Source organism: Vibrio sp. V39_P1S14PM300 (genome assembly GCF_009904765.1).
Classification (GTDB): domain Bacteria; phylum Pseudomonadota; class Gammaproteobacteria; order Enterobacterales; family Vibrionaceae; genus Vibrio; species Vibrio proteolyticus.
Genome location: NZ_WXWP01000415.1, coordinates 1 through 22075 on the forward strand (window position 1 = coordinate 1; position 22075 = coordinate 22075).

Below are 22075 nucleotides of genomic sequence, written 5' to 3' on the forward strand. Positions count from 1 at the left end.
GTGTTTGAACACTACACCGGCTATCTGAACTACTGGTATAAGGACTTTTTTATCCGCGAATATGAAAGCTGGGATACGGTATATACCTCCCACCTACCGATGATCGGAAAGCTGCTTCCGATGGATAGCATTACCGCCAATATGTGTCTGTGGCTTGTACCCTGGGTCAGCCAAATCTATCTGGCGCTTGCCGCCTTCAACCTGGCGATGAAGACTCAGGAACAGGTTCGGGCGAAACTGGCACAAAAGCTACTCCTTTTTGCATCGATCATCGGTGTACTGTATGTCGAAGGATTTGTGATTGCGCCAAACTTTGGTGAAGCGATTTCATTCTACCCTGTGATGCTGTGGATGGTGCTGCTTGCGCTGTTCTCACTGGTGTACGGGCTGTTCGGTATTCGCGGCATGATGGTGGTGACGGTATTGAGCTTCTTTGTGGCTCAATTGGGTATTCCGGACGCATTAAGCTCATTTGAAGCAATGGTTCGTCATTACGTTCACCCTGACTATGAATTGGACGCCAGACTGGACTTGTTCATGGCGAGTGGTTGTCTTGGCTTTATGTATGGCTGGGTTTGGCACCACAAACCACACATGCGTGACATGCTGAATCAGGGGGTAATGCTGCTGTCGGTACTGGCTCTGGCGATTTTCTTCACGTTTGACAGTATTGGAACGATTTCTCTGGCGGACGTTTATGCCGAAGAGCACTCCCTGGCTGAGAATACTTTTGGGCGTATGGGTATCTGGGGAACCGAGTTCCTGGTGATCTCCACTCTGTTGTGGCTGCACTCAAAAGGCATTGATGTCAGTTGGAAGCCACTGAACTGGATTGGTATGTTCTCGCTGACGGTGTTTATCTTCCATAAGTCGATCTTCATTTTCTTATGGGGGCCGTTGATGACTTTGATCACTGCGAAGCTTGGGATGACACTAGTGAACAACTTCTTTGTGATCTTCACGTTGAGCTCTCTGTCGATTCTGATGATTTACGGCTTTAAACGTTCCGGCATTATCTGTCATCTGATGGGGTTACATCAGGACAACAGTTGGAAAGCGGTATACGCCGCTAAAAAGCCCGCCGTTACGACGGCACCGGAACATGAAGCGGCATAACCTTAGTGCAGCAATCTGGTTGGCGGTGAGTCTGGGGAGTTTTCAGGCTCACAGTGCGTCTGAACCGCTGGAAATCGGGATCACCTACCAGTGGCAAGGCGGCGAAACAGAATGGCTGCCTTATTTCGATATTGAGAAGGTGACCGACTACGGTTTGTTGTATGCCCAGGCAACGGAATTTGGTGTGGCTTTTCCGCTCTGGTCTCCGCTTTTTACCAGTGTCGCTGTTAGCCCGATGTTTGCCGAGCAACATGTTATCAGCGGAGGTCGCCATCAGCGCAACGAGACATTATCTGCCGGGGTGGTATGGCGACTTGGTGTCACCCTCAATGATGACGGATACTTGAGTACCGGAATATTGTATGACGTGAGTGAAACGCAGGATCCGGAATGGTTTATCGATAACAGTGTCCCGATGCTGCCGGACACCTCACTGAATACCTGGCTGCGTTATAAGTCTGAGAGTGTGTACGACAAAGACCAGCACATACGTAAGAGACAGTCTGGTATCCGGGAAATGGGAATCTCAATCGAACAACAGTTTACTGTGACCGAGCGTTGGAATGCGTACGTTGAATTTGGTGCTGTGTATGAAGGATTTGAATACCACACCACTGAAGGCATGCTAAAACTGACGTTAACGCATCAGTTTTGAAATAAAACCCTCAGGCTAGCCTGAGGGTTTTGTTTATCGTTACTTGGATAATCAGTCTTGTGTTTGCTGCTCGGGTGTGGGTTTACGCAGACTGGCGAAAGAGATCAGTGAATAACTTAGAGACCATCAAAATAATTAAAATATTAGTCAGCATCAGTAGTGGTGTTTCTATTCGGTATACGGGCGTGAGATTAAGGGCACCAGACGTCAGCACCACCAGCAGGTTAACGCCGAGAATCCGGTGGATCATCAGTTTTGGGGTAGAAAACACCGTCCAGATAACCACTACGTTAACGAAATAAAACAAAGCCAACTGCCACAGCTCGGTCATCAACGGCATGATAAAAATGTATTGCAACAAGATCACCGATCCTGTGCCTATCACGCCGAAAAAGGCGTCTTTTATCACGCTAGGCGGCAATGTCGGTACAATAGACGCAAACACACCGGCAATCATTGGAAAAATAAACCCACCGGGCACCGGTAAATAAATCCAGATCAGTAACGACACGACGAACATGGCGACGCCCTGCAACACTTTGCGTCCGTCTTCGTTGAGATGTTGTACAAAGCTTCGGTGCTCTTGATGCCAGCACAAAGTGCGTTGGCTGTTCGCTTCGGCCAGAAAGTGGCCCACCAGCGAGGTTTGAGGCGCAGTAATGTCGAAGCTTTCTATCTGCTTGGCTAGCGTGGTCCAGTCGATCCTGTGATCGTCGTTATTATGCTCTTCTTGGTGTGCTATATCGCTTAGGCGTGCCTGAAGTTGTGCCATTTCATCAATACGTGTTTTCCAACTGCGTTGATGCTGTTTTAGCCGATAAGCCCCGGTTTTAGGCAAACGAATCAGTTGAGACAGCTTACTGATGTTATCGGCGTTGGCTTCCAGTGCCTGAATGTCTATTTGGTGGCGACTGTTGATCGCATCGAGTAACGTTTGCCGACTGGTTTCGAAACGTTGAAAGAAATGCTGCTCTGTATTCACAGGCCACATCAACCGATACACCAGCGAAAACGTTGCGACGCCCAGCAGAGTTTCTTGTAAGCGCAGCACCGCAAAGTGGAATGTTGCCTGGTTATCGAACCCGCCCATACAGGCAACGATTGAGCACACCGCAAAACCGATGGAAAAGATATAACCGTATTTTTCGTCGCTGGACATAAACAGGCATAGCGCGAGAAACAGCGTGAAGAAGGTCAGAAACAAGAACTGGTTCTGTGAAAACAGCGCAATCAGGAAGAAAGCGTAACCGGTCCCCAGTACCGTGCCTGCCAGTCGGTTATGCCCTTTGCTTATTGAGTGTGCAAAGCTTTCGTTTAATGCCATCACGGCGACCGCAATCGCTGCCCAGTAAGGTTTTTCCCATTGAAACCATAACGCCAGGCTGATGGATAGCACGATGGCGAGCGCGGCTTTGATCGCTTCTTTGGTTGAGGCACTCAACATGGCCATCTCCACTTAGTGTTTGATGATTTTAACGGATGCGGTCATGCCAACTCGAAGTTGCAAGGTGTCAGGTACTTGCTCAAGCTGAATTTTAACCGGTATACGCTGGGCCAGGCGAATCCACTGGAAGTTTGGGTTGACGTTCGGGAGCAGATCGTTGCCAGTGCTGCCATCTTGCTTTGCAATGCCGTAACCAATACTTTTCACTTTGCCTTCCAGCACGATGTCGTCGTGCGTCATCAGCGTCACGTACGCGCTGTCTTGCGGATCCACGCCAACTAGATCGGTCTCTTTGAAGTAACCTTCAATCCAGAAACTGTTTTCATCGATCAGAGCAACCACCGGAGTATTGGCCACTACTTGTGAGCCGACACGCAGGTTGAAATTGGTAATGTAGCCATCTGTTGGCGCATGCACTTGCGTGAAATCTAAGTTCAGGCGCGCTTCTTCGACGTTCGCTTTGGCTAACTCCACATTGGCCGCGGCGGTTTCTACGGCGTTGTTCAGGTTGTTCAACGTCAGCACTGGCACTGCACCTGGAGTACGTTTCTCCAGTTTCCGTGCACGCTGTGCTTCATTTTTTGCTTTTGCCAGTAGCGCTAACGCCTGTTTTTCACTGGCTAGTGCTTTGTGATAGGCCGCTTTATAGAGGCTGGCATCAATTTCAAACAGCAGGTCGCCTTTTTTTACTTGTGAGTTGTCCTGGGCATAGACCTGTGTGACTTGCCCGGTTACTCGAGGAGTCACGGAAACGATATAAGCACTGACCTGACCATCGCGTGTCCAAGGGTGGCTGGAGTACGTTTGGTACAGCTTGTAGCCTACGACACCTGCGGTGCACATCAGTATCAGAGTGAAGAGATAACGTTTAATCACAGTAACTGCCTCAAAAAATGGTAATGAATTGGCCAATAACACCAATAAAAATGACGATTAAGCTCAGCTCTGCCAGAGCGGGAAAAGCGATGTATTTGTACAACCCAAGCTTCGCGGCGGCGGTACCGACCAAAATGGTCAGAAGATACGCTAATGCGACAACCAGCAATAAGGGGGGAAAGTAGACTTCTCCCCAGACGAGTTCATGTGGCATTGAGTTCATGGTTTTTCTCTATTGGTTTGATGAATAGAAAGATAAAGCCATTTATCCTTGATATGATAATCGCATATGTAGGATCTAATCCTACATGGTGATGTTATATTGACCATTAGAGAGGGTTTTGATCGCTTTTTAACCCAAGAATATGCGTTTTGACTTGGTTTGGATGTGAGAAAGATGGAGTAAGAAAAATGCAGTTTAGTTTTGAACAATTGCTCGCGTTTGTCACAGTGTATGATGTGCGCTCTTTTAGTAAGGCAGCGGCAAAATTAAGTAAGCACCGAACAACGATTGGCCAGGTGATCACAAACCTCGAAGATTTGCTGGCGGTCCGTTTGTTCGAGCGAGTGGGGCGCTCTGTCGAACCCACCGAGGATGCGCATTTGCTGTATCATTATGCCAAGCAGACCATCGAACAGGCGCGTACTTTTGACAAAGTTGCATTAAGTCTGGCGTATGGCGGGCTGGAAAATATCAACATTGCATACTCCAGCGTCATTCCGCATAACTTTCTGGTGTTGATTCGAATGCAGTTGGCGGTTGACTTTCCGATGATGCGGGTGAACTTTCTGGTCCGTAATAAAAGTGAGATAAAACAGGGCCTGCAAAGTGGTGAGTATCATTTCGGGCTGGTGAACGTACACGATAGTCAGGCCATGCACAGTTTAGACTCCACGTTTTTGGGGCATTTCGAGTTTCTCCCCTTCGTGCAGAAAAACGGGGATTTGGCGGCTCTGGCGCCTGATGAGGTATTGATGGCGCTGAGAAATTCCAAACAATTTGTACTGCGCTCTCTGCTGCAAGAGGGCATGAGCGAAAAAATCATTGTCAGTTCCAACTACGAAGAAGTGGACCAACTCGCCTTGATCATCAAAATGGTCGAAGCCGGGTTAGGGTGGTCTATTCTGCCGAAAACGTTCGCTCATTCGGAATTCTCGGATCACGCTATCCAGCCAGTGAATACATCGGCCATGTTAGAGGGGTACAAATTGGCGGTGGGGCTTTGGTGCCCGCCATCCAAGCAGATCAGCGAAGTGAAGCCGTCGATCATTAAGGTGGTGGAAGAGTATCGTCAAAAACTGCTGACAGATTTGAATGCGTAGTCTGACAGAGACACCGATTGGGTGCGGTGACGGTTGATAAGGCAGTAAAAGCCGCTTGCGCGGCTTTCGTTTATCTGAATCAGGATTGCAGGGCTTTTTCTGCCAGACGTTGGGCAGCCGCCCGGTGGCGTCGCATTAACTGGTTGAGATCAACGCCGATCACTTCACCATTGAGCACGCGCCAGTGACCGGCGATCATCACCCGGTCAGCTTGCTGAGCACCACACAGCAGCAGCGCGGCAAGAGGATCATGGCTGCCGGAAAAGCGAATGTCATCAAGCTTGAACATTGCCAGGTCGGCTTGCAGACCGATCGCTAATTCACCGATATCGCTTCTGCCCATTGCCTGCGCTGAGCCTTTGGTCGCCCAACGCAGCGCATCAAGATGAGACACATTCGCCGAACCGTATTGCAGCCGCTGCAGATACATGGCCATGCGTACTTCCGCAATCATATTGGAACCATCGTTGGACGCAGACCCATCGACACCAAGGCCGACTTTCACTCCGGCGGCTTCCAGCTCATTGTTCTTACAGATGCCGGATGCCAGCATCATATTGGATGTAGGACAGTGGCTGACACCAACCCCGGCCTTGCCTAAGCGGCGAATTTCTTCAGCGCTGAAATGGATACCGTGCGCCAGCCAGGTGCGCTGATTTAGCCACCCGACATCTTCCAGATAATCGACGGGGCGCATGCCAAAACGCTCGATACAGAAATCTTCTTCATCCAGTGTTTCACACAGATGGGTGTGCATCATAACCCCTTCCTGAGAGGCGATGTATGCGGTTTCTTTCATCAAATCCGTGGTAACAGAAAACGGTGAGCAGGGCGCCAGTGCAATCTGGGTCATCGCACCGTCATGATGTTGGTGGTATTGGCGAATCAGACGGTAGCTGTCATCGACAATCGCTTGTTCGGTCTGAATGGTGTGACGAGGCGGTAAACCACCATCGTCTTCCCCCAGGCTCATGGAGCCACGGGTAAAAATAGCGCGCACTCCCAACTTTTGAGCCACTTCGACTTGTAAGTCGATAGCGTGTTCCAAACCGCCGGGCAATAAGTAGTGGTGATCAGACGCGGTGGTGCAGCCAGACAGCATCAGTTCAACCAGTGCCAGTTCGGTGGCGACGCTCATCATTTCCTCGTCCAGATTAGCCCAGACGGGATACAGGCTTTTTAGCCAGTGGAACAGCTCTTTATTGAGTGCGTCCGGATAGGCGCGGGTAAGTGTCTGATAGAAGTGATGGTGGGCATTAATCAGACCGGGTGTGATCACATGATGCGATGCATCGACAGTGTAATCAATGGTATGAGAGGGAGATTGATGTTTGGCAATCAATTCGATGATCTGATTGCCTCGTATTACCAAGCCACCACGCGCATCCTGAGAGTTGCCCGTGTAGATGGCGAGTGGATTCTTAATCCAAATGGTTTCCATTCATAAATATCCTTAGCCGTATCAACCATTGCAGGGGAGACGGTCTTTGCTCCTTAGACTGGCGATAATGAACCAGTGTCGGGAGTGAATAGTCAGTGAGTTTTGCCAACGGGCCAGAAGGCCCGATGGCTCCGTAGTTGCTATGAGCAACTAATCTTGTTGTGGTTTCAGCGTATTTGCGTTCTGTGCATCCGATACTTCGGCTGCCTGTGACTTGCGAGCAATGGCTTCCTGAACCTGAGCGCGGCTCTCTTTCAACGCTTCACGCTCTTCTTTGCGAGTCGATTTTGGTAGTAACTGATGCAGCAATACAGTCACGATTGTGCCAGTCGTAATCCCGGAGTGGAGGAAGTTGGCCAGATCATGAGGCAGATGCTGCAAGAGACGCGGTTCAAAGGTCACCGCCAAACCGGACGCCAGGCCGACACACACCACCAGAGCGTTGCGTTTGGTATCGGCGGCTTTGATCAGCATACGTATACCGGCATAAGCAATCATCCCGAACATCACAAAACCCACACCGCCGAGCACGGGCTTGGGAATGGTGACCGCAATGGCGGCCAGTTTCGGAAACAGGCCTCCGAGGATCAACAAGCCACCGGTGGCGGCAACGACGTAGCGGCTGGCGACGCCGGTGATGCCTACAATTCCGACATTCTGGCTGAATGATGCCAGCGGCATGGCGGTGAGCAAAGACGCAAGCGTGCTACCAAGGCCATCGCCAAGCAGCCCGCGTTGTAGATCTTTGCCGCTTACTTTGGTGTGACAGTTATTCGCCAGCGCCATGAAGTCTCCGGTCGCTTCCGCGATAACGACGATGTAGACCAGACTCATACTGATGATCGCGCTGGTGGAAAAGCTCAGGCCGTATTTCAGGGGTTCCGGTCCGCCGATCCAGGCAGCGGTGCTGATTTGTTCCAGATTGACCATGCCCAGCGATAAAGCGACGAGGTAACCGCCAGCCAGGCCAATCACGATCGCAGAGGCCGCCACCGCCCCGCGGCAGTACACGGAAACCGCAACAACAATTCCAAGAGACACAATCGCCAGGAACAGTTTCGGCAGTGTGGCGAACTTATCACTGGCCGCGGGTGCGTCACCAACCCAGTTCATTGCCACTGGCAGAATGGTCAAGCCGATCAATGTGACTACCACACCGCTGACCAGGGTAGGGAACAGTTTGCGCACCCGATCCATGTAAAAGCTGGCAAAAATGACCACGAATGAACCGATCAGCGCCGCGCCCATGATGCTGCCGACGCCACCTTCTTTGCCTATGGTGATACCAACACCGAGAAAAGCGAAGCTTGAGCCCATGACAACAGGCAGTCTTATGCCCACAGGTCCGAAGCCGATGCATTGTGCGATGGTGACGACACCAGAAGCCAACAAGGCTGCGTTGATTAAAGAAACGATTTCCTGATTCGGAAGGCCGATGGACGCCCCGACGATCAAAGGGACGGCAACGATGCCGCCGATGGAAGCCAACATGTGCTGGAGTGCCAATAGCAGAGTAATGCTGCGTGGCGGACGTTGATTGAGCGTATACAGAAGTTTCATATGTTGTTCCTCAGAGAGTGAGTCTGTTTGGGTTCTCTGTTGTTCTCTCGTTGAGTCGGCAATCTATGAACTACAAACTGCGTAGTACATGAAATTTGGGTACACGAAACCAGCCAGAGAGTAAGACTCCGGGCTGGTGAACGTGTGAATTATTTTTTGATTGTAATTAACCGATGTAGACCAGTTTGGCGATGAAGATCACCGTCAGTGCGTACATCGAAATTGAAACGTCTTTGGTTTTACCAGTCGACACTTTCAAAACCGTGTAGGTGATAAAACCGAGCGCAATACCGTTCGCGATAGAGAAGGTCAGCGGCATCATCAGGGCAGTGATCGCCGCTGGGGCGGCATTGGTGAAGTCTTTCCAGTCGACATTCTGCATACTGCTCATCATGACAAAGGCGACATAAATCAGAGCGCCTGACGTGGCATAGGCTGGAATCATTCCGGCAATCGGAGAAAGGAAGATCGCAGCAACAAATAAGAGCGCGACGACAATCGCAGACAAACCGGTACGCGCGCCTGCAGAAACGCCGGCGGCACTTTCCACATAACTTGTGACCGGAGGGCAGCCAACACACGCGCCAGCAACACTGGAAATACTGTCTGCTTTGAGCGCTTTGCTCAGACCTTCAATTTTACCGGTTTCCTTGTTGACCAGATTGGCTCGTTCGGCCACGCCCATTAAGGTACCCGCGGTATCGAACATATTGACGAACAAGAACGCCAGGATCACGCTGATCATTGATACGTTCATCGCACCCGCGATGTCCATCGCCAGAAACGTAGGAGCAAGGCTTGGCGGCGCAGAGAAAAAGCCGTTGTAGTGAACCAGCCCGAGCATCATGCCAATTAACGTCACGCTGAGAATCCCAATTAGTACGGCACCAAACACACGGCGCTCACTTAAGATGGCAGTGATCAGAAACGCAATCGCGGCTAACAAAGCTTCTGGTTTCGTGAAGTCACCCAATGACACCAGTGTGGCCGGGTTATCAACGACGATCCCTGCGGTTTTAAGGCCGATGAGACCAAGAAATAAGCCCACCCCGGCTGTCATTGCATAGCGCAAGCTTTCTGGAATGCTCTCAATGATCCACTGACGCACTTTGTAAAAGCTCATGCCGACAAACAGCACCCCGGAGATAAACACGGCGCCCAGTGCGACTTCCCAGCTGTAACCCATTTCACTGACCACAGTGAAAGAGAAAAAGGCGTTCAACCCCATGCCCGGCGCTAAGCCGACAGGCCAGTTGGCAAACAAACCCATAAGCAAACAGCCAATGGCAGCACCAATACAGGTTGCGACAAACACCGCGCCGGCATCCATCCCGGACGCAGCCATAATTTGTGGATTGACGAAGATAATGTAGGCCATGGTGGCAAATGTGGTTGCACCACCGACTAACTCGTTTTTTACGCTGGTCCCATGCGCCTTTAGCTTAAAAAAACGCTCAAGAAAGCCCTCTGGCTGGCCCTCGCTCAGCACATCCGCTTTGCTTTCATTCATGTCAGCAAGTCCTTTTAAATGTATTTCCTTTAAATTGAATACAACCTGACTTCAATTCTCCCAGTGATATCTAGTCCCTGACGCTATTAGTTGTTATTGAAATCAGCTGCCACGATAAGTGGAAAAGCTGTAAGGCGAGACGAGTAGCGGGACGTGGTAGTGACTGTCTTCACTGATGCCAAAACGGATCACCACGTCATCTAAAAAAGCAATGTCACCGATATCCACACCTTTAGCGCGATAGTAGTCAGCGACATAGAAGGTGAGCTGATATTTTCCGGCGACGAACTCATTGCCCTCCAGCATTGGACTGTCTGTCCGGCCATCGAAGTTGGTGGTGACATCTTTGATGTATACCAGTGAACTACCGTCTACTTGATGCAGTTCTACTTTGATTTCCGCCCCCGGAGTACCATGCATTGTATCCAAAACATGTGTGGTTAGTTTTCCCATAATTTACGTCAGCGCGTGGCGCTCTCCTTAGCTTTGATTGAAAAACTTTGTATACAAGAGGTGGTACTTTTCTCTTGCTGATAACTATATATGTACACAAAATACTCGGTTAGTAAAGTCGTTTGTTATGTAAATGTTACGCGTATTTTTGCTTGTATGATGACTTTGTGAACTGTGTCAAAGCAGTATTTTATCATGGTTTGTCCCTAATTATTTGATATAAAAGGATGTTGTTGGAGAAATTAACTTTAACAACAAAATCTTTACATTAAGATAAATCATTGTATACAATGTTTTGGTAAGGTTTGGTTGGGCGATACGGTTTCGCCCCATATTAAGGAGAGCCTGAATGGATAAGGACTATTCAAGAAACCTCATTGGCTACGGGCCAAATCCTCCACATCCTAAATGGCCTGGGGATGCCCGAGTTGCCGTTTCGTTTGTCCTGAATTACGAGGAAGGTGGAGAGCGCTGTGTTCTTCACGGAGACAATGAGTCAGAAGCGTTTCTGTCCGAAATTCCCTCCGCACAACCCCTGAAAGGGGAGCGACACATCAGCATGGAATCGATTTATGAATATGGCAGTCGTGCCGGTGTGTGGCGGGTATTAAAGTTATTTGATGAGTACAACATTCCATTGACTGTGTTTGCGGTTGCCATGGCGTTTGAGCGTCACCCTGCTGTGGCAAAAGCCATGGTGGAAGCCGGACATGAGATTTGCAGTCATGGCTATCGATGGATTGACTATCAATACACCGATGAATCTCAAGAACGTGACCATATGATGAAAGCGATTGAAATTATTCAATCCGTTACCGGGTCACGCCCGCTGGGATGGTACACCGGACGAACCGGACCGAATACGCGACGTTTGGTCGCGGAAGAAGGGGGCTTTCTCTATGACTCTGATGCTTATGACGACGACTTGCCATACTGGCATACCGAAGCTGGGCGCCCTCAATTGGTGATCCCGTATACGCTGGACGTCAACGACATGCGCTTTGCGACCGTTCAGGGCTTCAATTCCGGCGAACAGTTTTTCCAATATCTCAAAGACACGTTCGACACTTTATACGCTGAAGGCGAGACAGCGCCGAAGATGATGTCAGTTGGTTTGCATTGTCGTCTGATTGGTCGTCCGGGTCGTATTGCATCACTGCGCCGCTTCCTGGATTACGTCAAGCAGCACGACAACGTATGGCTGTGTCGACGCATCGATATTGCACGCCACTGGCATGAACATCACCCTTATCAACTGAATCAGGAGCAGTAACATGACACAATTTCGTTTTTGCAAACCGACCCAAATGGCGCGCGAGGAGTTTGTGTCTCACTTCGGTGATGTGTACGAGCACAGCCCGTGGGTGGCCGAAAAAGTCTATGACCAGGGCTTGTCGCAAGAAGACAATGACATCGAGAATCTTCATCTGAAAATGGCCTCCACCTTGTTGACGGCACAACCCGAACAACAACTGGCTCTCATTAATGCTCACCCGGATTTAGCCGGCCGCGCCGCGGTCAACGGTGAACTGACGGCCGCTTCCACCGCAGAGCAGGCGGGAGCGGGCATTGATCAGTGTTCACCCGAGGAATTTGAAAAATTTACTTATTACAACAACAGCTACAAGGATCGCTTCAACTTCCCTTTTATCATGGCAGTAAAAGGGGCCAATCGTTACCAAATTCTTGAATCGTTCGAGATGCGATTAGGCAATGATAGTGAAACTGAGTTTGCTACGGCGCTGAAAGAGATCAACAAGATCGCCTTTTTCCGCCTCTGGGATATGTAAGTCGCAGAGTCGGCAGCTATCTCATGCCAGTCATAAACAGCAGAGGAGCGAATTGGTTCACTGCTGTGGGGTACCTGTCTGAGCAGACGTGAAGCAGGTACAAACTCGTTTTTATTATTAATTGGATTAATTGGAAGGATGACGGAAATGTCCTTAGATTTTGAACAATACATCAACCTCGCAGACGACAAACTGGGCGCTCAGGCGCTGTACGCTACCGACGACTTTTTCGCAGACAAAAGCCGTCTGTTACGTCGGGAAGCACCAGTATGGAAAGAAGCGGTGTTCGATGACAATGGCAAGTGGATGGACGGTTGGGAAACCCGACGTAAACGCGGAGAAGGCTACGATTTCTGTGTTGTACGCTTAGGTTTAGCCGGAACGATTGCGGGCGTAGATATCGATACCAGTTTCTTTACTGGTAACTTTCCGCCTTCGGCCTCGCTGGATGCGTGTTACTCACCACAAGGCGATCCGGATGATGCCACACAATGGGAAGAGATCCTGCCGTCACTTAGTCTGGCTGGCGACAGCCATCACCTGCGTAACATCGAGAGCGGTAAAGTGTACACCCATGTGCGCCTCAATATTTACCCAGATGGTGGTGTAGCACGTCTGCGTATTTACGGGACTCCAAGCGTGGATTGGGAAGCGATCGATACCCAGCAACAGATCGATCTAGCTGCGGTTGAGCATGGTGGTCGTGCACTGGCATGCAGTGATGAACATTACGGTAAAACGTCCAATATTCTTGGCCCGGGACGTGGTGAAAACATGGGTGATGGCTGGGAAACGGCACGACGTCGCACGCCTGGTAACGATTGGGTGATCGTGGCCTTAGGTCATGCAGGGAATATCGAACGAGTGGTTGTCGACACCGCACACTTCAAAGGGAACTACCCGGACAGCTGTTCTATTCAGGCTGCCTACGTCAAAGGTGGTACCGACGATCAGGTTGCGACACAAAGCTTGTTCTGGCGTGAATTGTTACCAGCGCAGAAACTCAGTGCACATGAAATCCATGAGTTTGTGTCGCAAGTGAACGATATCGGGCCTGTGACGCATGTGCGTCTGAACATTTTCCCGGATGGTGGTGTTAGCCGCCTACGTTTGTTCGGCACTAAAGCCGGTTAATTCACAGCAAGGGAAGCACTATGAGCAATGGAATTCGCCGTCTGAAAATAGAACCTCTCAATAAAGATGCATTTGCTGAGTTTGGGGATGTGATTGAAACCGAAAACAGTGATTACTTCATGATCAATAACGGTTCAACGCGCCGTTACCACAAACTTGCCAGTGCGGACGTGGCAGAACAGGGTGGTCAGGCCATCCTGAGTATTTTTCAGGCCACACCGCTAGAGTATCCGCTGACGATACGGATGCTGGAACGCCATCCTTTAGGCTCTCAGGCGTTCGTTCCATTGTTTGGGCGACCTTATCTGATTGTTGTTGCGCCGAAAGGCGATCATCCGCAGTTATCTCATTGCCGGGCGTTCATTAGCAACGGACGTCAAGGGGTCAATTACCACAAAGGGGTTTGGCACCATCCGGTTCTGGCGCTAAGTGATCAGGATCAGTTTCTGATTGTTGATCGGGCTGGTGAGGGGCATAACTGTGATGAAGTATTCTTTGACACCGATTTGGTGTCACTGCATCTGGAAGACATTCCGGGCAACAGCAACAAGGAAGAGATACAGCGAGACGTGGTCTCGCTGTAATACAGGAGTTTTATTATGGATCCACATATCACGGAGTGGTTGAATCTGGCGATTCGCTGGGTTCACATGATAGTCGGCATCGCCTGGATTGGTGCGTCGTTTTACTTTGTCTGGCTTGAGAATAACCTCAACCGGGTTAACCCTAAAACCGGTTTGTCCGGTGACCTATGGGCTATCCATGGTGGAGGAATTTACCATCTGGAAAAATACAAACTGGCACCACCTCAAATGCCAGAAAACCTGCACTGGTTTAAATGGGAAGCGTACTTCACCTGGATCACCGGTATCGCTTTGTTGTTCGTGGTGTACTACCTGAATGCAGAGATTTATCTGATCGCTCCAGGATCGGGGCTAACGCCGAGCACGGCCGTTGCCATCGGTGTCGGTGCATTGGTTGCAGGTTGGTTTATATACGATTTGTTGTGTGACTCACCACTTGGAAAAACACCGGCGTTGCTGGGGTTGGTGCTGTTTGTGCTTTTGGTTGGCTCAGCGTATGGATTGTCTCAGGTATTCAGTGGTCGCGGTGCCTACATCCACGTCGGCGCGATCATCGGCACCATCATGGTCGGTAATGTCTTTCGCGTTATCATGCCTGCTCAGCGCGGCTTGGTGAAAGCGATTGAAGAAAACCGCGAGCCCGATCCGCTGCTTCCGGCCAAAGGCTTGTTGCGTTCACGTCACAATAACTATCTGACGTTACCGGTACTGTTTATTATGATCAGTAACCATTTCCCGAGTACTTACGGTTCAGAATACAACTGGGCGATTCTGGCCGGTCTGGCGGTATTCAGTATTCTGGTGCGTCACTACTTCAACACTCGTCATGGCAGTCAGAAGTATGCGTGGACCATTCCGGTGGCGGCATTAGGGATGATTACACTGGCTTTTATTACGTCACCGTATGCCAGTCAGTCATCATCAGCGCCGATTGCGAAAGTGGCCACACAAAGCAGTCAAGTGTCTGATGAGGCGCAAGCATCCGCAGGCACCAAGGCTCAACCGGTTTCTCATGACGCAGATGTCACCGAGCATGGGATCGCTTTTGCTAAGGTCAATGAAGTGATTCAGGAGCGCTGCTCAGTCTGCCATTCTGCGAATCCGACTCATGCTGCGTTTAAAACGGCGCCAGCAGGTGTCATTCTGGATACCCCGGAAGAGATCAAAAATAATGCACCAAGGATTATTGCTCAGGCGGTTGCCACTAAGGTAATGCCGTTGGGTAACCTGACTCAAATGACCGATGATGAACGAGCCCTCATCGGGAATTGGGTAGAGCAGGGCGCGAGTATCCAGTAGCGTCGGCTCAGGATCTGCCGCTTAGGCGGCAGATTGCGCTGCTTGGCAGCGCACTTAACAATCTCTCGTCATTTAGCACACCTTTCTGCGCCCCGGCCCCTGTCCGGGGATTTTTTATATTAAGCCAATAAGCGAGTGTAGAAAGTCTTGTTTAAGGCATAACCAACGAAATGTACCTTAACTGGCCGTTGGCTCCTGAACGCTTGTTTATACAGCTACAAAACTGATGGTCAGGCTTTACTCGTCGCCGGTGACCTTTCGAGATATGTCAAACCTCTTCCTTATTGGAGGCCGCCACAAAACATCAATCTCAGTCGTGGTGGCGTGCTCTTGTTTGCAACGTCTGTTATTGCGCTTATCAAACGCTCCAGGCAAAGAAACCAATTCGTCGGTACCGTACGGTTATATTAGAGGTGAAACCGGCGCTGCTGGCGGTTTGGATACTAAATGAAGCCTTCACGGTGTATCACGCACCGGCATGTTGATGACTGTATTACCGGTTGTTTTGGTCAACAGAAAAAAGCGGATAGAGTGTTTCGGTGTGATAAAGAAAAACGCCACGCGAGAAAGCGTGGCGTAAAGAGTGGCTGTTTAGCTAGCGATCTTTTTATCCCGGATGCCGCCTCGGGAGTCGTAGGCTTTTTCGCCGTAGATGTAAGTTTCGCAAACAGTTCGATCGTCGCCAAGGCTCATTAGTACGAACAATTTTTCTTCCAATGTTGTTGCCTGATTCATTCGAAAACGCATTAGCTGCGTCGCGTGCAAGTCCAGAACAACAAAATCGGCTTCTTTCCCGACATTGAGGTTGCCTATCTGATCATCCAGATGCAGCGCGCGGGCGCCGCCTAGTGTGGCGAGGAACAGTGATTTAAGCGGGTGCAACTTCTCTTGTTGCAACTGCATGATTTTGTACGCTTCGCTCATGGTTTGCAGGATAGAGAAACTGGTACCAGCGCCCACATCGGTGCCCATACCAACACGCACACCATGTTGCTCCATTTTGGGCAATCGGAACAGCCCTGAACCGAGAAACAGGTTTGATGTTGGACAGAAGGCGATGGCGGACTCTGTGTCAGCCAGACGTTGGCACTCACAGTCGGATAAGTGAATGCCATGGGCAAAGACGGATCGTTTGTGCAAGAGACCGTAATGATCGTACACATCCAGATAGCTGTTGCGTTCAGGAAACAGTTCCAAAACCCACTCGATTTCTTTTTTGTTTTCAGAAAGGTGGGTGTGCATGTAAACATCCGGGTACTCTTCGAGCAGCTTTCCGACCGTCGCTAGTTGCTCCGGTGTACTGGTGGGCGCAAAGCGGGGCGTCACTGCATATAACAAGCGACCGCGCTTATGCCATTTCTCGATCAGCGCTTTGGAGTCTGCGTAGCCAGATTCCGGTGTGTCTCTCAGGTAATCCGGTGCGTTTCTGTCCATCAGAACTTTACCAGCGATCATCCGGACATTGCGTCGTTCCGCTTCCTGAAAGAACACATCCACAGACTCTTTATGTACGGTGCCAAACACCAGAGCCGTGGTGGTACCGTTACTGGCCAGTTCATCCAAAAACAGTTTGGCGACTTTATGTGCGTACACTGGATTTTTAAATCGCCGCTCTTCCGGAAACGTGTAATTCTCAAGCCAATCAAGAAGTTGTTCGCCATAAGAGGCGATCATTCCGGTCTGCGGATAGTGTATATGGGTATCGATAAATCCCGAAGTAATAAGCTTGTCTTTGTACTGGGTAACATGCAGCCCGCGAGGTTGGCGTTTGAGTACCTCGGTTACCGGGCCAACATCAATGATGTGTCCATGCTCAACCACCAACAGGCCGTCTTCAAAATATTGATAAGAGTGTTCCAGCCCGACATCTTTAGGGTCGGCAATACTGTGCAGTATGCTGGCGCGATAAGCTTTTCTTTGCGTAGTCATTGATTGCTTCCTTTTTAACTCTTGCGAGTTAAGCGATCTTCTCTTCCATGGTGATATCGCGCTGCGACTCTGGCTCACTGTGTGTGGCAGGGCGCTTTGGTTCAAGTGTGACACCCTGATAATGTGCGATCAGTTCACCCGCAACCGATACCGCGATTTCTGCCGGGTGTTTCCCATTTACCGCACTAATGCCTATCGGACATATCATTGAGTGAATTTGCGCTTCACTGTAGCCGCGTTGTGCCAGGCGCATATCAAATTTTTTGCGCTTGGTGACCGAGCCAATCATGCCGAAATAGGCGCTGTCTGCTCGGTTAATGATGGCTTTGGCCAGTTCAAAATCGAGCTGGTGGTTATGCGTCATCACCAGGTAATAACTGTTCGCGGGTTGGTCCGCAACGTCACCGACAGGATCATCGCTGACCACTTTCTGCACGCCGTGAGGGAGCGAATCCGGGAAGACATCTTCCCGCTCATCAATCCAGGTCACGCGAAATGGAAGAGTGGAGACGATATGCAAAAGGGCTTTGGCTACGTGGCCGGCACCAAAAACAACCAAGTGTTTCTGCTGGGTACCAATAGGTTCGAAACTGAGTGTTGCCATACCACCGCAGCATTGGCCGAGTCTTGCGCCCAGATTGAAGCGCTCCACTTGCAGCGCATGCTCGCCGGACTGCAACATGTCTTGCGCCATCTGAGTCGCGAGGTGCTCCAGATGTCCGCCGCCAATGGTGGCGATCACGCGATCCTGTGTCACCAGCATTTTGGTTCCGGCATCACGGGGTACAGAACCGCGATCTTCAAGCACAGTGACCATGACGCATGGCTCGCTGTTCTTTTCCAGTTGCGCCAGCTCTTGAATCCAATTGTCCTTAAACATAGCTCTCTCCTTGAATTCAGCCAGCTCTCAACGAGCTGGCATGCTTGCGTTATGCTTTTTGAGCACTTGCGCCGGTTGCCTCGGCCTGAGGCTGGGTGACCTGTTGAATGGCCATCAATACCCGCTCCGGTGTGGCCGGGGTGTTCAGTTTAGGTATAGCACCGTCGACTGCCACGGAGGCGATCGCATCTTTTAATGCGCTCCAGACCGACATTCCCAGCATAAACGGCGGTTCGCCGACCGCTTTGGAGTTAAAGACCGTGTCTTCCGGATTCGCGCGGTTTTCCAGCAACTGAGTGTTGAACTCAATCGGCATGTCGGCGATCGCCGGGATCTTGTAACTGGCCGGACCGTTTGTCATTAATCGGCCTTGCTCATTCCAAATCAGTTCTTCTGTGGTCAGCCAGCCGACACCCTGGATGAAGCCTCCTTCAATCTGGCCGATATCGATCGCCGGGTTGAGGGAGGCGCCGACGTCATGCAGGATATCCGCACGGAGAATTTTGTATTCGCCCGTCAAGGTGTCCACAATCACTTCGGAGCAGGAGGCTCCATACGCGAAGTAGTAGAAGGGTCGACCTCTGGCCTGCTCGTGATCGTAGTAAATCTTTGGCGTGCGATAGAAACCAGTACTCGATAATGACACCTGATTAAAATACGCCAGTTGCACAAACGCTTCGAACGTCAGTATCTCATCGCGGATCACCACCATGCCGTTTTTAAACACGACGTCTTCCTGCGACACGTTGAAATGTGACGCGGCAAATTCAATCAGACGCTGTTTTATCGTCAGTGCGGCGTTCTGGGCTGCTTTACCATTGAGGTCGGTGCCCGATGAGGCCGCAGTGGGTGATGTGTTCGGCACTTTGTCCGTGTTGGTAGCGGTGATCTGGATACGTTCGACATCGACCTGAAACTCCTCTGCAACAATTTGTGCCACTTTGATGTTCAGACCTTGACCCATCTCAGTACCGCCGTGATTCAGGTGAATACTGCCGTCAGTGTAAATATGGATCAATGCGCCGGCCTGATTCAGGAAAGTCGCGGTAAACGAGATACCAAACTTCACCGGGGTGATAGCTAATCCTTTTTTCAGGATGGGGCTGTGTTTGTTGAACTCGGCGATTGCCTTGCGGCGCGCGTGATAATCGCTGCTTTGTTCAAGTTGCTCTGTGATCTCGGGAAGGAAATTGTCTTCAACGGTTTGGTAGTAATGCGTGACGTTTCGTCCTTCACCACCATAGTAGTTTGCTTTGCGAACCTCCAGCGGGTCCTTACCCAGATAACGGGCAATTTCGTCCATGATGTGCTCTATGGTCATCATGCCCTGAGGGCCGCCAAAACCACGGTAGGCGGTATTGGACGCGATGTTGGTTTTACAACGATGGCCAGTGACGGTCGCATCACCGAGGTAGTAAGCGTTATCGGAGTGAAACATGGCGCGGTCAACAATGGAGCTCGACAGATCGGGCGAATAACCACAGTTTCCTGCCACAACGATGTCTGCGCCCTGAATGACGCCATTGTCGTCAAATCCGACTTTATATTGGTTATAAAACGGATGGCGTTTTCCCGTCATTGTCATGTCTTCCATGCGTGGAAGGCGCATTTTGGTCGGGCGCTTGGTCAGGTGAGCGATCACCGCTGCCAGACAAGCAGGAGCGGCAGCCTGCGTTTCTTTGCCGCCAAAACCGCCCCCCATTCGGCGCATATCAATGACCACTTTGTGCATCGGCACGCCAAGAACTTCAGCAACCAGCTTTTGGACTTCGGTCGGATTCTGCGTTGAGGTGTACACAATCATGCCGCCGTCTTCAGTTGGCATTACGCTGCTGACCTGAGTTTCCAGGTAAAAATGCTCTTGACCGCCGATTTCGAGATCGCCTTCAAGGACGTGTTTTGCATTCGCCAGTGCTCGCACCGAGTCACCACGTTTTTGCTGGTGGCTCTGTGTAACAAAGTGTTGTTTAGCCAACGCTTCTTTAACATCCAGAATCGCGGGTAGGGGGTCATACTCGATGATGGCCGCTTGTGCGGCCTTGCGAGCAGTGTCCATATCATTGGCCGCGACGGCGATAACGGGCTGTCCGTAGTATTCGACAATGCCGTCTGCCAACAGAGGATCGCCGGGGAGAATCGCACCGATATCAAGTTGTCCGGGCACATCCTGACTGGTAATAGCAATGGCTACACCTTCAAACTCATAGCAGGGTGAGACATCCAGCTTGGTGATTTTGGCGTGTGCCTGTGTGCTGAGACGGGCATAGACATGCAGTTGATTGGGGAACTCCAACCGGTCATCAATATAGGTTGCTTCACCAGTGACCTGTTTAGGTGCGCTGTCATGCTTAACGCTTTTGCCAACGCCGGTTTTTAGATCCTGTTTAACAATGGTGACCATTTCTTCATGGCTCATTGTATTTGTGTGTGCGTTAGACATAAGACGTTACCCTTGTTTCGATCTGATGGTTGCGTTGAGTCTCTTCGATGAAAAGGCGACGCAGCATATTGGCTGCGGTGAGCGAACGGTACTTTTTGCTGGCACGGAAGTCGCTCAATGGTTCAAAGTCGAGATTGATCGCCTGCATCGCCTGTTGAATCGTGTCTTCGTTCCACGTTTGCCCGATCAAGGCGTTCTCACAGTGACTGGCACGTTTGGGTGTCGCGGCCATGCCACCAAAAGCAATACGTGCGTTCACGACTTTGTTGTCTTCGATGTGTAAATTGAAAGCACCGCATACCGCAGAGATGTCATCGTCGATCCGCTTCGAGAGTTTGTAAGCACGGAAGGTTTCATCGGTGCCTGGCTTAGGAATGATGATTTGCTCGATAAACTCGCTTTCCTGCTGGGCCGTGACTTTATAGCTGATGAAGTAGTCTTCCAGCGGTATGATACGGGTCTGTTGACCGCGGCGAAGCTTGATTTGCGCATTCAGTGCGATCAGTAGCGGCGGTGCGTCACCAATCGGTGAGGCATTGGCAATGTTCCCTCCCAGCGTGCCTTGGTTCCGCACCTGAAGCGAGGCGAATCGATGCAGCAGTTCACCGAAGTCTGGGTAGTGTTGAGTGAGCAATTGGTATGCATCGCTGATCGCGACATTCGCACCAATATGCAGGTTGGTGTCGCTCTGTTCACACACTTTCATATCGTCGACCAGGTTGACGCTGATCAGCGTTTCGATTTCACGATGAAATTGCGTGACTTCCAGCGCTAAGTCGGTGCCGCCGGCAACCAGTTTGGCTTTGGGATTGGTCACATACAACTGGGCCAGTTCGTCAACCGAACGAGGCGAGTAAGCCGTGAGTTTTCCAAAGCTCAGACTGGCGGGTTGTGCTTGTATGCTTTCCAATTTGGCGATGATTTGTTGCTCGAAATGAGTAAACTGATCCATCAAAGGTTCGTTGGATGCCAGCGACAGAGCCGCATCGACAATCGGACGGTAGCCAGTGCAGCGGCACAAGTTGCCTGCCAGCGATTCCATCACATCGGCTTTAGTCGCGGCGGGCTTGTTCTTACTCAGCGCGAACATGGACATAATGAAGCCCGGCGTACAATAGCCACATTGCGAGCCATGAAACTCGACCATCGCCTGCTGCACAGGGTGTAATGAACGATCACTGTTTTGTAGATCTTCCACTGTGATCAGCTGCTTTCCGTGAAGTGCGGAAACAAACGTCAGACAAGAGTTGACGGAGCGATAATGCAGTTGCCCGTCAATGACTTCCCCTAATACGACGGTACACGCCCCGCAGTCACCCGAACCACATCCCTCTTTGGTTCCCGTTTTGTTTACCTGGTTACGTAGGTAATTAAGTACCGTCATATTGGGGGACAGTTCGCTTTCTTGTCTGAGTTCTTGATTGAGAAGGAAAGTAATCAAGAGACCTCCTTGTACATTGACACTATAGTTCCAGTAATTATTTTCTGACCTTTGGGTCAATAATTGGATAATTTGACCATGTGGTCAACTAAAAAATTACAAAAATGCAACAATTAAAGTCGGCTCTAACTTGATGTTCTGATGGTTGTGTTTTTATAACCATATGTAATTATTGGATTATGTTTGATCTTTAGGCTGAC

Annotated in this window: 18 protein-coding genes and 2 pseudogenes; 9 read left to right on the plus strand and 11 right to left on the minus strand. The window is 50.4% G+C overall.

What is annotated here, in order from left to right; all coding sequences use genetic code 11:
* Positions 1 to 1116, plus strand: a 1116-nt coding sequence (locus CAG65_RS21815; protein ID WP_202599490.1) for a hypothetical protein, incomplete at its 5' end; no start/stop codon positions are given.
* On the plus strand, positions 1103 to 1771 hold the full coding sequence (locus tag CAG65_RS21820) for a hypothetical protein (RefSeq protein ID WP_161454960.1): 669 nt from the start codon (positions 1103 to 1105) through the stop codon (positions 1769 to 1771). The genes CAG65_RS21815 and CAG65_RS21820, both read left to right, overlap by 14 nt.
* 82 nt (positions 1772 to 1853) lie before the next feature.
* Here CAG65_RS21820 and CAG65_RS21825 read toward each other — a convergent pair whose 3' ends face one another.
* From CAG65_RS21825 to CAG65_RS21835, 3 genes are read right to left on the minus strand one after another with little or no spacing between them, the layout of a single operon-like run.
* Positions 1854 to 3215: an FUSC family protein gene (locus tag CAG65_RS21825; protein WP_161454961.1), complete on the minus strand. Its 1362-nt coding sequence runs from the start codon at positions 3213 to 3215 to the stop codon at positions 1854 to 1856.
* A 12-nt stretch (positions 3216 to 3227) separates the two neighbouring features.
* Positions 3228 to 4091 carry an efflux RND transporter periplasmic adaptor subunit gene (locus CAG65_RS21830; RefSeq protein WP_161454962.1) on the minus strand — a complete coding sequence of 288 codons (864 nt, stop codon included), beginning with the start codon at positions 4089 to 4091 and terminating at the stop codon, positions 3228 to 3230.
* A 10-nt stretch (positions 4092 to 4101) separates the two neighbouring features.
* Positions 4102 to 4314, minus strand: coding sequence for a DUF1656 domain-containing protein (locus tag CAG65_RS21835; protein ID WP_161454963.1), 213 nt, complete (start codon positions 4312 to 4314; stop codon positions 4102 to 4104).
* A gap of 188 nt (positions 4315 to 4502) precedes the next feature.
* Here CAG65_RS21835 and CAG65_RS21840 point away from each other — a divergent pair, with 188 nt between their 5' ends.
* On the plus strand, positions 4503 to 5414 hold the full coding sequence (locus tag CAG65_RS21840; RefSeq protein WP_161448998.1) for a LysR family transcriptional regulator: 912 nt from the start codon (positions 4503 to 4505) through the stop codon (positions 5412 to 5414).
* A 79-nt stretch (positions 5415 to 5493) separates the two neighbouring features.
* Here the strand turns inward: CAG65_RS21840 and CAG65_RS21845 are convergent, their stop codons facing one another.
* From CAG65_RS21845 to uraH, 4 genes are all read right to left on the minus strand, one after another.
* The gene (locus tag CAG65_RS21845; protein ID WP_161449000.1) at positions 5494 to 6855 is read right to left on the minus strand and encodes an 8-oxoguanine deaminase; all 1362 of its coding nucleotides are present in this window, start codon (positions 6853 to 6855) and stop codon (positions 5494 to 5496) included.
* Positions 6856 to 7005: 150 nt separating this feature from the next.
* Positions 7006 to 8415 (minus strand): nucleobase:cation symporter-2 family protein, encoded by a 1410-nt coding sequence (locus CAG65_RS21850; protein ID WP_161454964.1) that lies wholly within the window; start codon positions 8413 to 8415, stop codon positions 7006 to 7008.
* 166 nt (positions 8416 to 8581) lie between these two features.
* Positions 8582 to 9925, minus strand: coding sequence for an NCS2 family permease (locus CAG65_RS21855; protein ID WP_021705120.1), 1344 nt, complete (start codon positions 9923 to 9925; stop codon positions 8582 to 8584).
* A 102-nt stretch (positions 9926 to 10027) separates the two neighbouring features.
* Positions 10028 to 10378 (minus strand): hydroxyisourate hydrolase, encoded by a 351-nt coding sequence (gene uraH / locus CAG65_RS21860; RefSeq protein ID WP_040902503.1) that lies wholly within the window; start codon positions 10376 to 10378, stop codon positions 10028 to 10030.
* A gap of 349 nt (positions 10379 to 10727) precedes the next feature.
* Between uraH and puuE the strand changes: the two genes are divergently transcribed.
* The 6 genes and pseudogenes from puuE to CAG65_RS22505 form a co-directional block, all read left to right on the plus strand.
* Complete coding sequence (puuE, locus tag CAG65_RS21865; RefSeq protein WP_161454965.1) at positions 10728 to 11651, plus strand: allantoinase PuuE; 924 nt, start codon at positions 10728 to 10730, stop codon at positions 11649 to 11651.
* Between the two features lies 1 nt (position 11652).
* The gene (gene uraD, locus CAG65_RS21870) at positions 11653 to 12168 is read left to right on the plus strand and encodes a 2-oxo-4-hydroxy-4-carboxy-5-ureidoimidazoline decarboxylase (RefSeq protein WP_161454966.1); all 516 of its coding nucleotides are present in this window, start codon (positions 11653 to 11655) and stop codon (positions 12166 to 12168) included.
* A 147-nt stretch (positions 12169 to 12315) separates the two neighbouring features.
* Positions 12316 to 13302, plus strand: coding sequence for an allantoicase (gene alc / locus CAG65_RS21875; protein ID WP_161449006.1), 987 nt, complete (start codon positions 12316 to 12318; stop codon positions 13300 to 13302).
* A gap of 20 nt (positions 13303 to 13322) precedes the next feature.
* Positions 13323 to 13886 carry an ureidoglycolate lyase gene (locus CAG65_RS21880; RefSeq protein ID WP_161454967.1) on the plus strand — a complete coding sequence of 188 codons (564 nt, stop codon included), beginning with the start codon at positions 13323 to 13325 and terminating at the stop codon, positions 13884 to 13886.
* A gap of 15 nt (positions 13887 to 13901) precedes the next feature.
* A pseudogene (locus CAG65_RS21885) lies at positions 13902 to 14795 on the plus strand (urate hydroxylase PuuD); the annotation flags it as partial.
* Positions 14796 to 14939: 144 nt separating this feature from the next.
* Positions 14940 to 15185, plus strand: a pseudogene (locus CAG65_RS22505) (urate hydroxylase PuuD); the annotation flags it as partial.
* Between the two features lie 591 nt (positions 15186 to 15776).
* Here CAG65_RS22505 and guaD read toward each other — a convergent pair.
* Genes guaD through xdhA form a run of 4 tightly spaced genes read right to left on the minus strand, consistent with a single transcriptional unit; the run spans position 15777 to position 21875 of the window.
* Entirely contained in the window at positions 15777 to 17114 is a 1338-nt protein-coding gene (guaD, locus tag CAG65_RS21890) for a guanine deaminase (RefSeq protein WP_161454969.1), read from the minus strand.
* A gap of 28 nt (positions 17115 to 17142) precedes the next feature.
* A complete protein-coding gene (gene xdhC, locus CAG65_RS21895; RefSeq protein WP_161454970.1) occupies positions 17143 to 17994 on the minus strand; it encodes a xanthine dehydrogenase accessory protein XdhC in 852 nt (283 codons plus the stop codon).
* Between the two features lie 49 nt (positions 17995 to 18043).
* On the minus strand, positions 18044 to 20434 hold the full coding sequence (gene xdhB / locus CAG65_RS21900; protein WP_161454971.1) for a xanthine dehydrogenase molybdopterin binding subunit: 2391 nt from the start codon (positions 20432 to 20434) through the stop codon (positions 18044 to 18046).
* The gene (gene xdhA, locus CAG65_RS21905; RefSeq protein ID WP_161454972.1) at positions 20427 to 21875 is read right to left on the minus strand and encodes a xanthine dehydrogenase small subunit; all 1449 of its coding nucleotides are present in this window, start codon (positions 21873 to 21875) and stop codon (positions 20427 to 20429) included. The genes xdhB and xdhA overlap by 8 nt, the downstream gene beginning before the upstream one ends.
* Positions 21876 to 22075 lie beyond the last annotated feature (200 nt).

Bases quoted from the DNA above. Each gene is read 5' to 3' on its own strand.
- CAG65_RS21835 (WP_161454963.1), bottom strand. From the start codon at position 4,314: ATGAACTCAATGCCACATGAACTCGTCTGGGGAGAAGTCTACTTTCCC.
- CAG65_RS21855 (WP_021705120.1), bottom strand. From the start codon at position 9,925: ATGAATGAAAGCAAAGCGGATGTGCTGAGCGAGGGCCAGCCAGAGGGC.
- guaD (WP_161454969.1), bottom strand. From the start codon at position 17,114: ATGACTACGCAAAGAAAAGCTTATCGCGCCAGCATACTGCACAGTATT.
- puuE (WP_161454965.1), top strand. From the start codon at position 10,728: ATGGATAAGGACTATTCAAGAAACCTCATTGGCTACGGGCCAAATCCT.
- CAG65_RS21850 (WP_161454964.1), bottom strand. From the start codon at position 8,415: ATGAAACTTCTGTATACGCTCAATCAACGTCCGCCACGCAGCATTACT.
- alc (WP_161449006.1), top strand. From the start codon at position 12,316: ATGTCCTTAGATTTTGAACAATACATCAACCTCGCAGACGACAAACTG.
- CAG65_RS21880 (WP_161454967.1), top strand. From the start codon at position 13,323: ATGAGCAATGGAATTCGCCGTCTGAAAATAGAACCTCTCAATAAAGAT.
- CAG65_RS21845 (WP_161449000.1), bottom strand. From the start codon at position 6,855: ATGGAAACCATTTGGATTAAGAATCCACTCGCCATCTACACGGGCAAC.
- CAG65_RS21825 (WP_161454961.1), bottom strand. From the start codon at position 3,215: ATGTTGAGTGCCTCAACCAAAGAAGCGATCAAAGCCGCGCTCGCCATC.
- CAG65_RS21840 (WP_161448998.1), top strand. From the start codon at position 4,503: ATGCAGTTTAGTTTTGAACAATTGCTCGCGTTTGTCACAGTGTATGAT.
- uraH (WP_040902503.1), bottom strand. From the start codon at position 10,378: ATGGGAAAACTAACCACACATGTTTTGGATACAATGCATGGTACTCCG.
- uraD (WP_161454966.1), top strand. From the start codon at position 11,653: ATGACACAATTTCGTTTTTGCAAACCGACCCAAATGGCGCGCGAGGAG.
- xdhC (WP_161454970.1), bottom strand. From the start codon at position 17,994: ATGTTTAAGGACAATTGGATTCAAGAGCTGGCGCAACTGGAAAAGAAC.
- CAG65_RS21820 (WP_161454960.1), top strand. From the start codon at position 1,103: ATGAAGCGGCATAACCTTAGTGCAGCAATCTGGTTGGCGGTGAGTCTG.
- xdhB (WP_161454971.1), bottom strand. From the start codon at position 20,434: ATGTCTAACGCACACACAAATACAATGAGCCATGAAGAAATGGTCACC.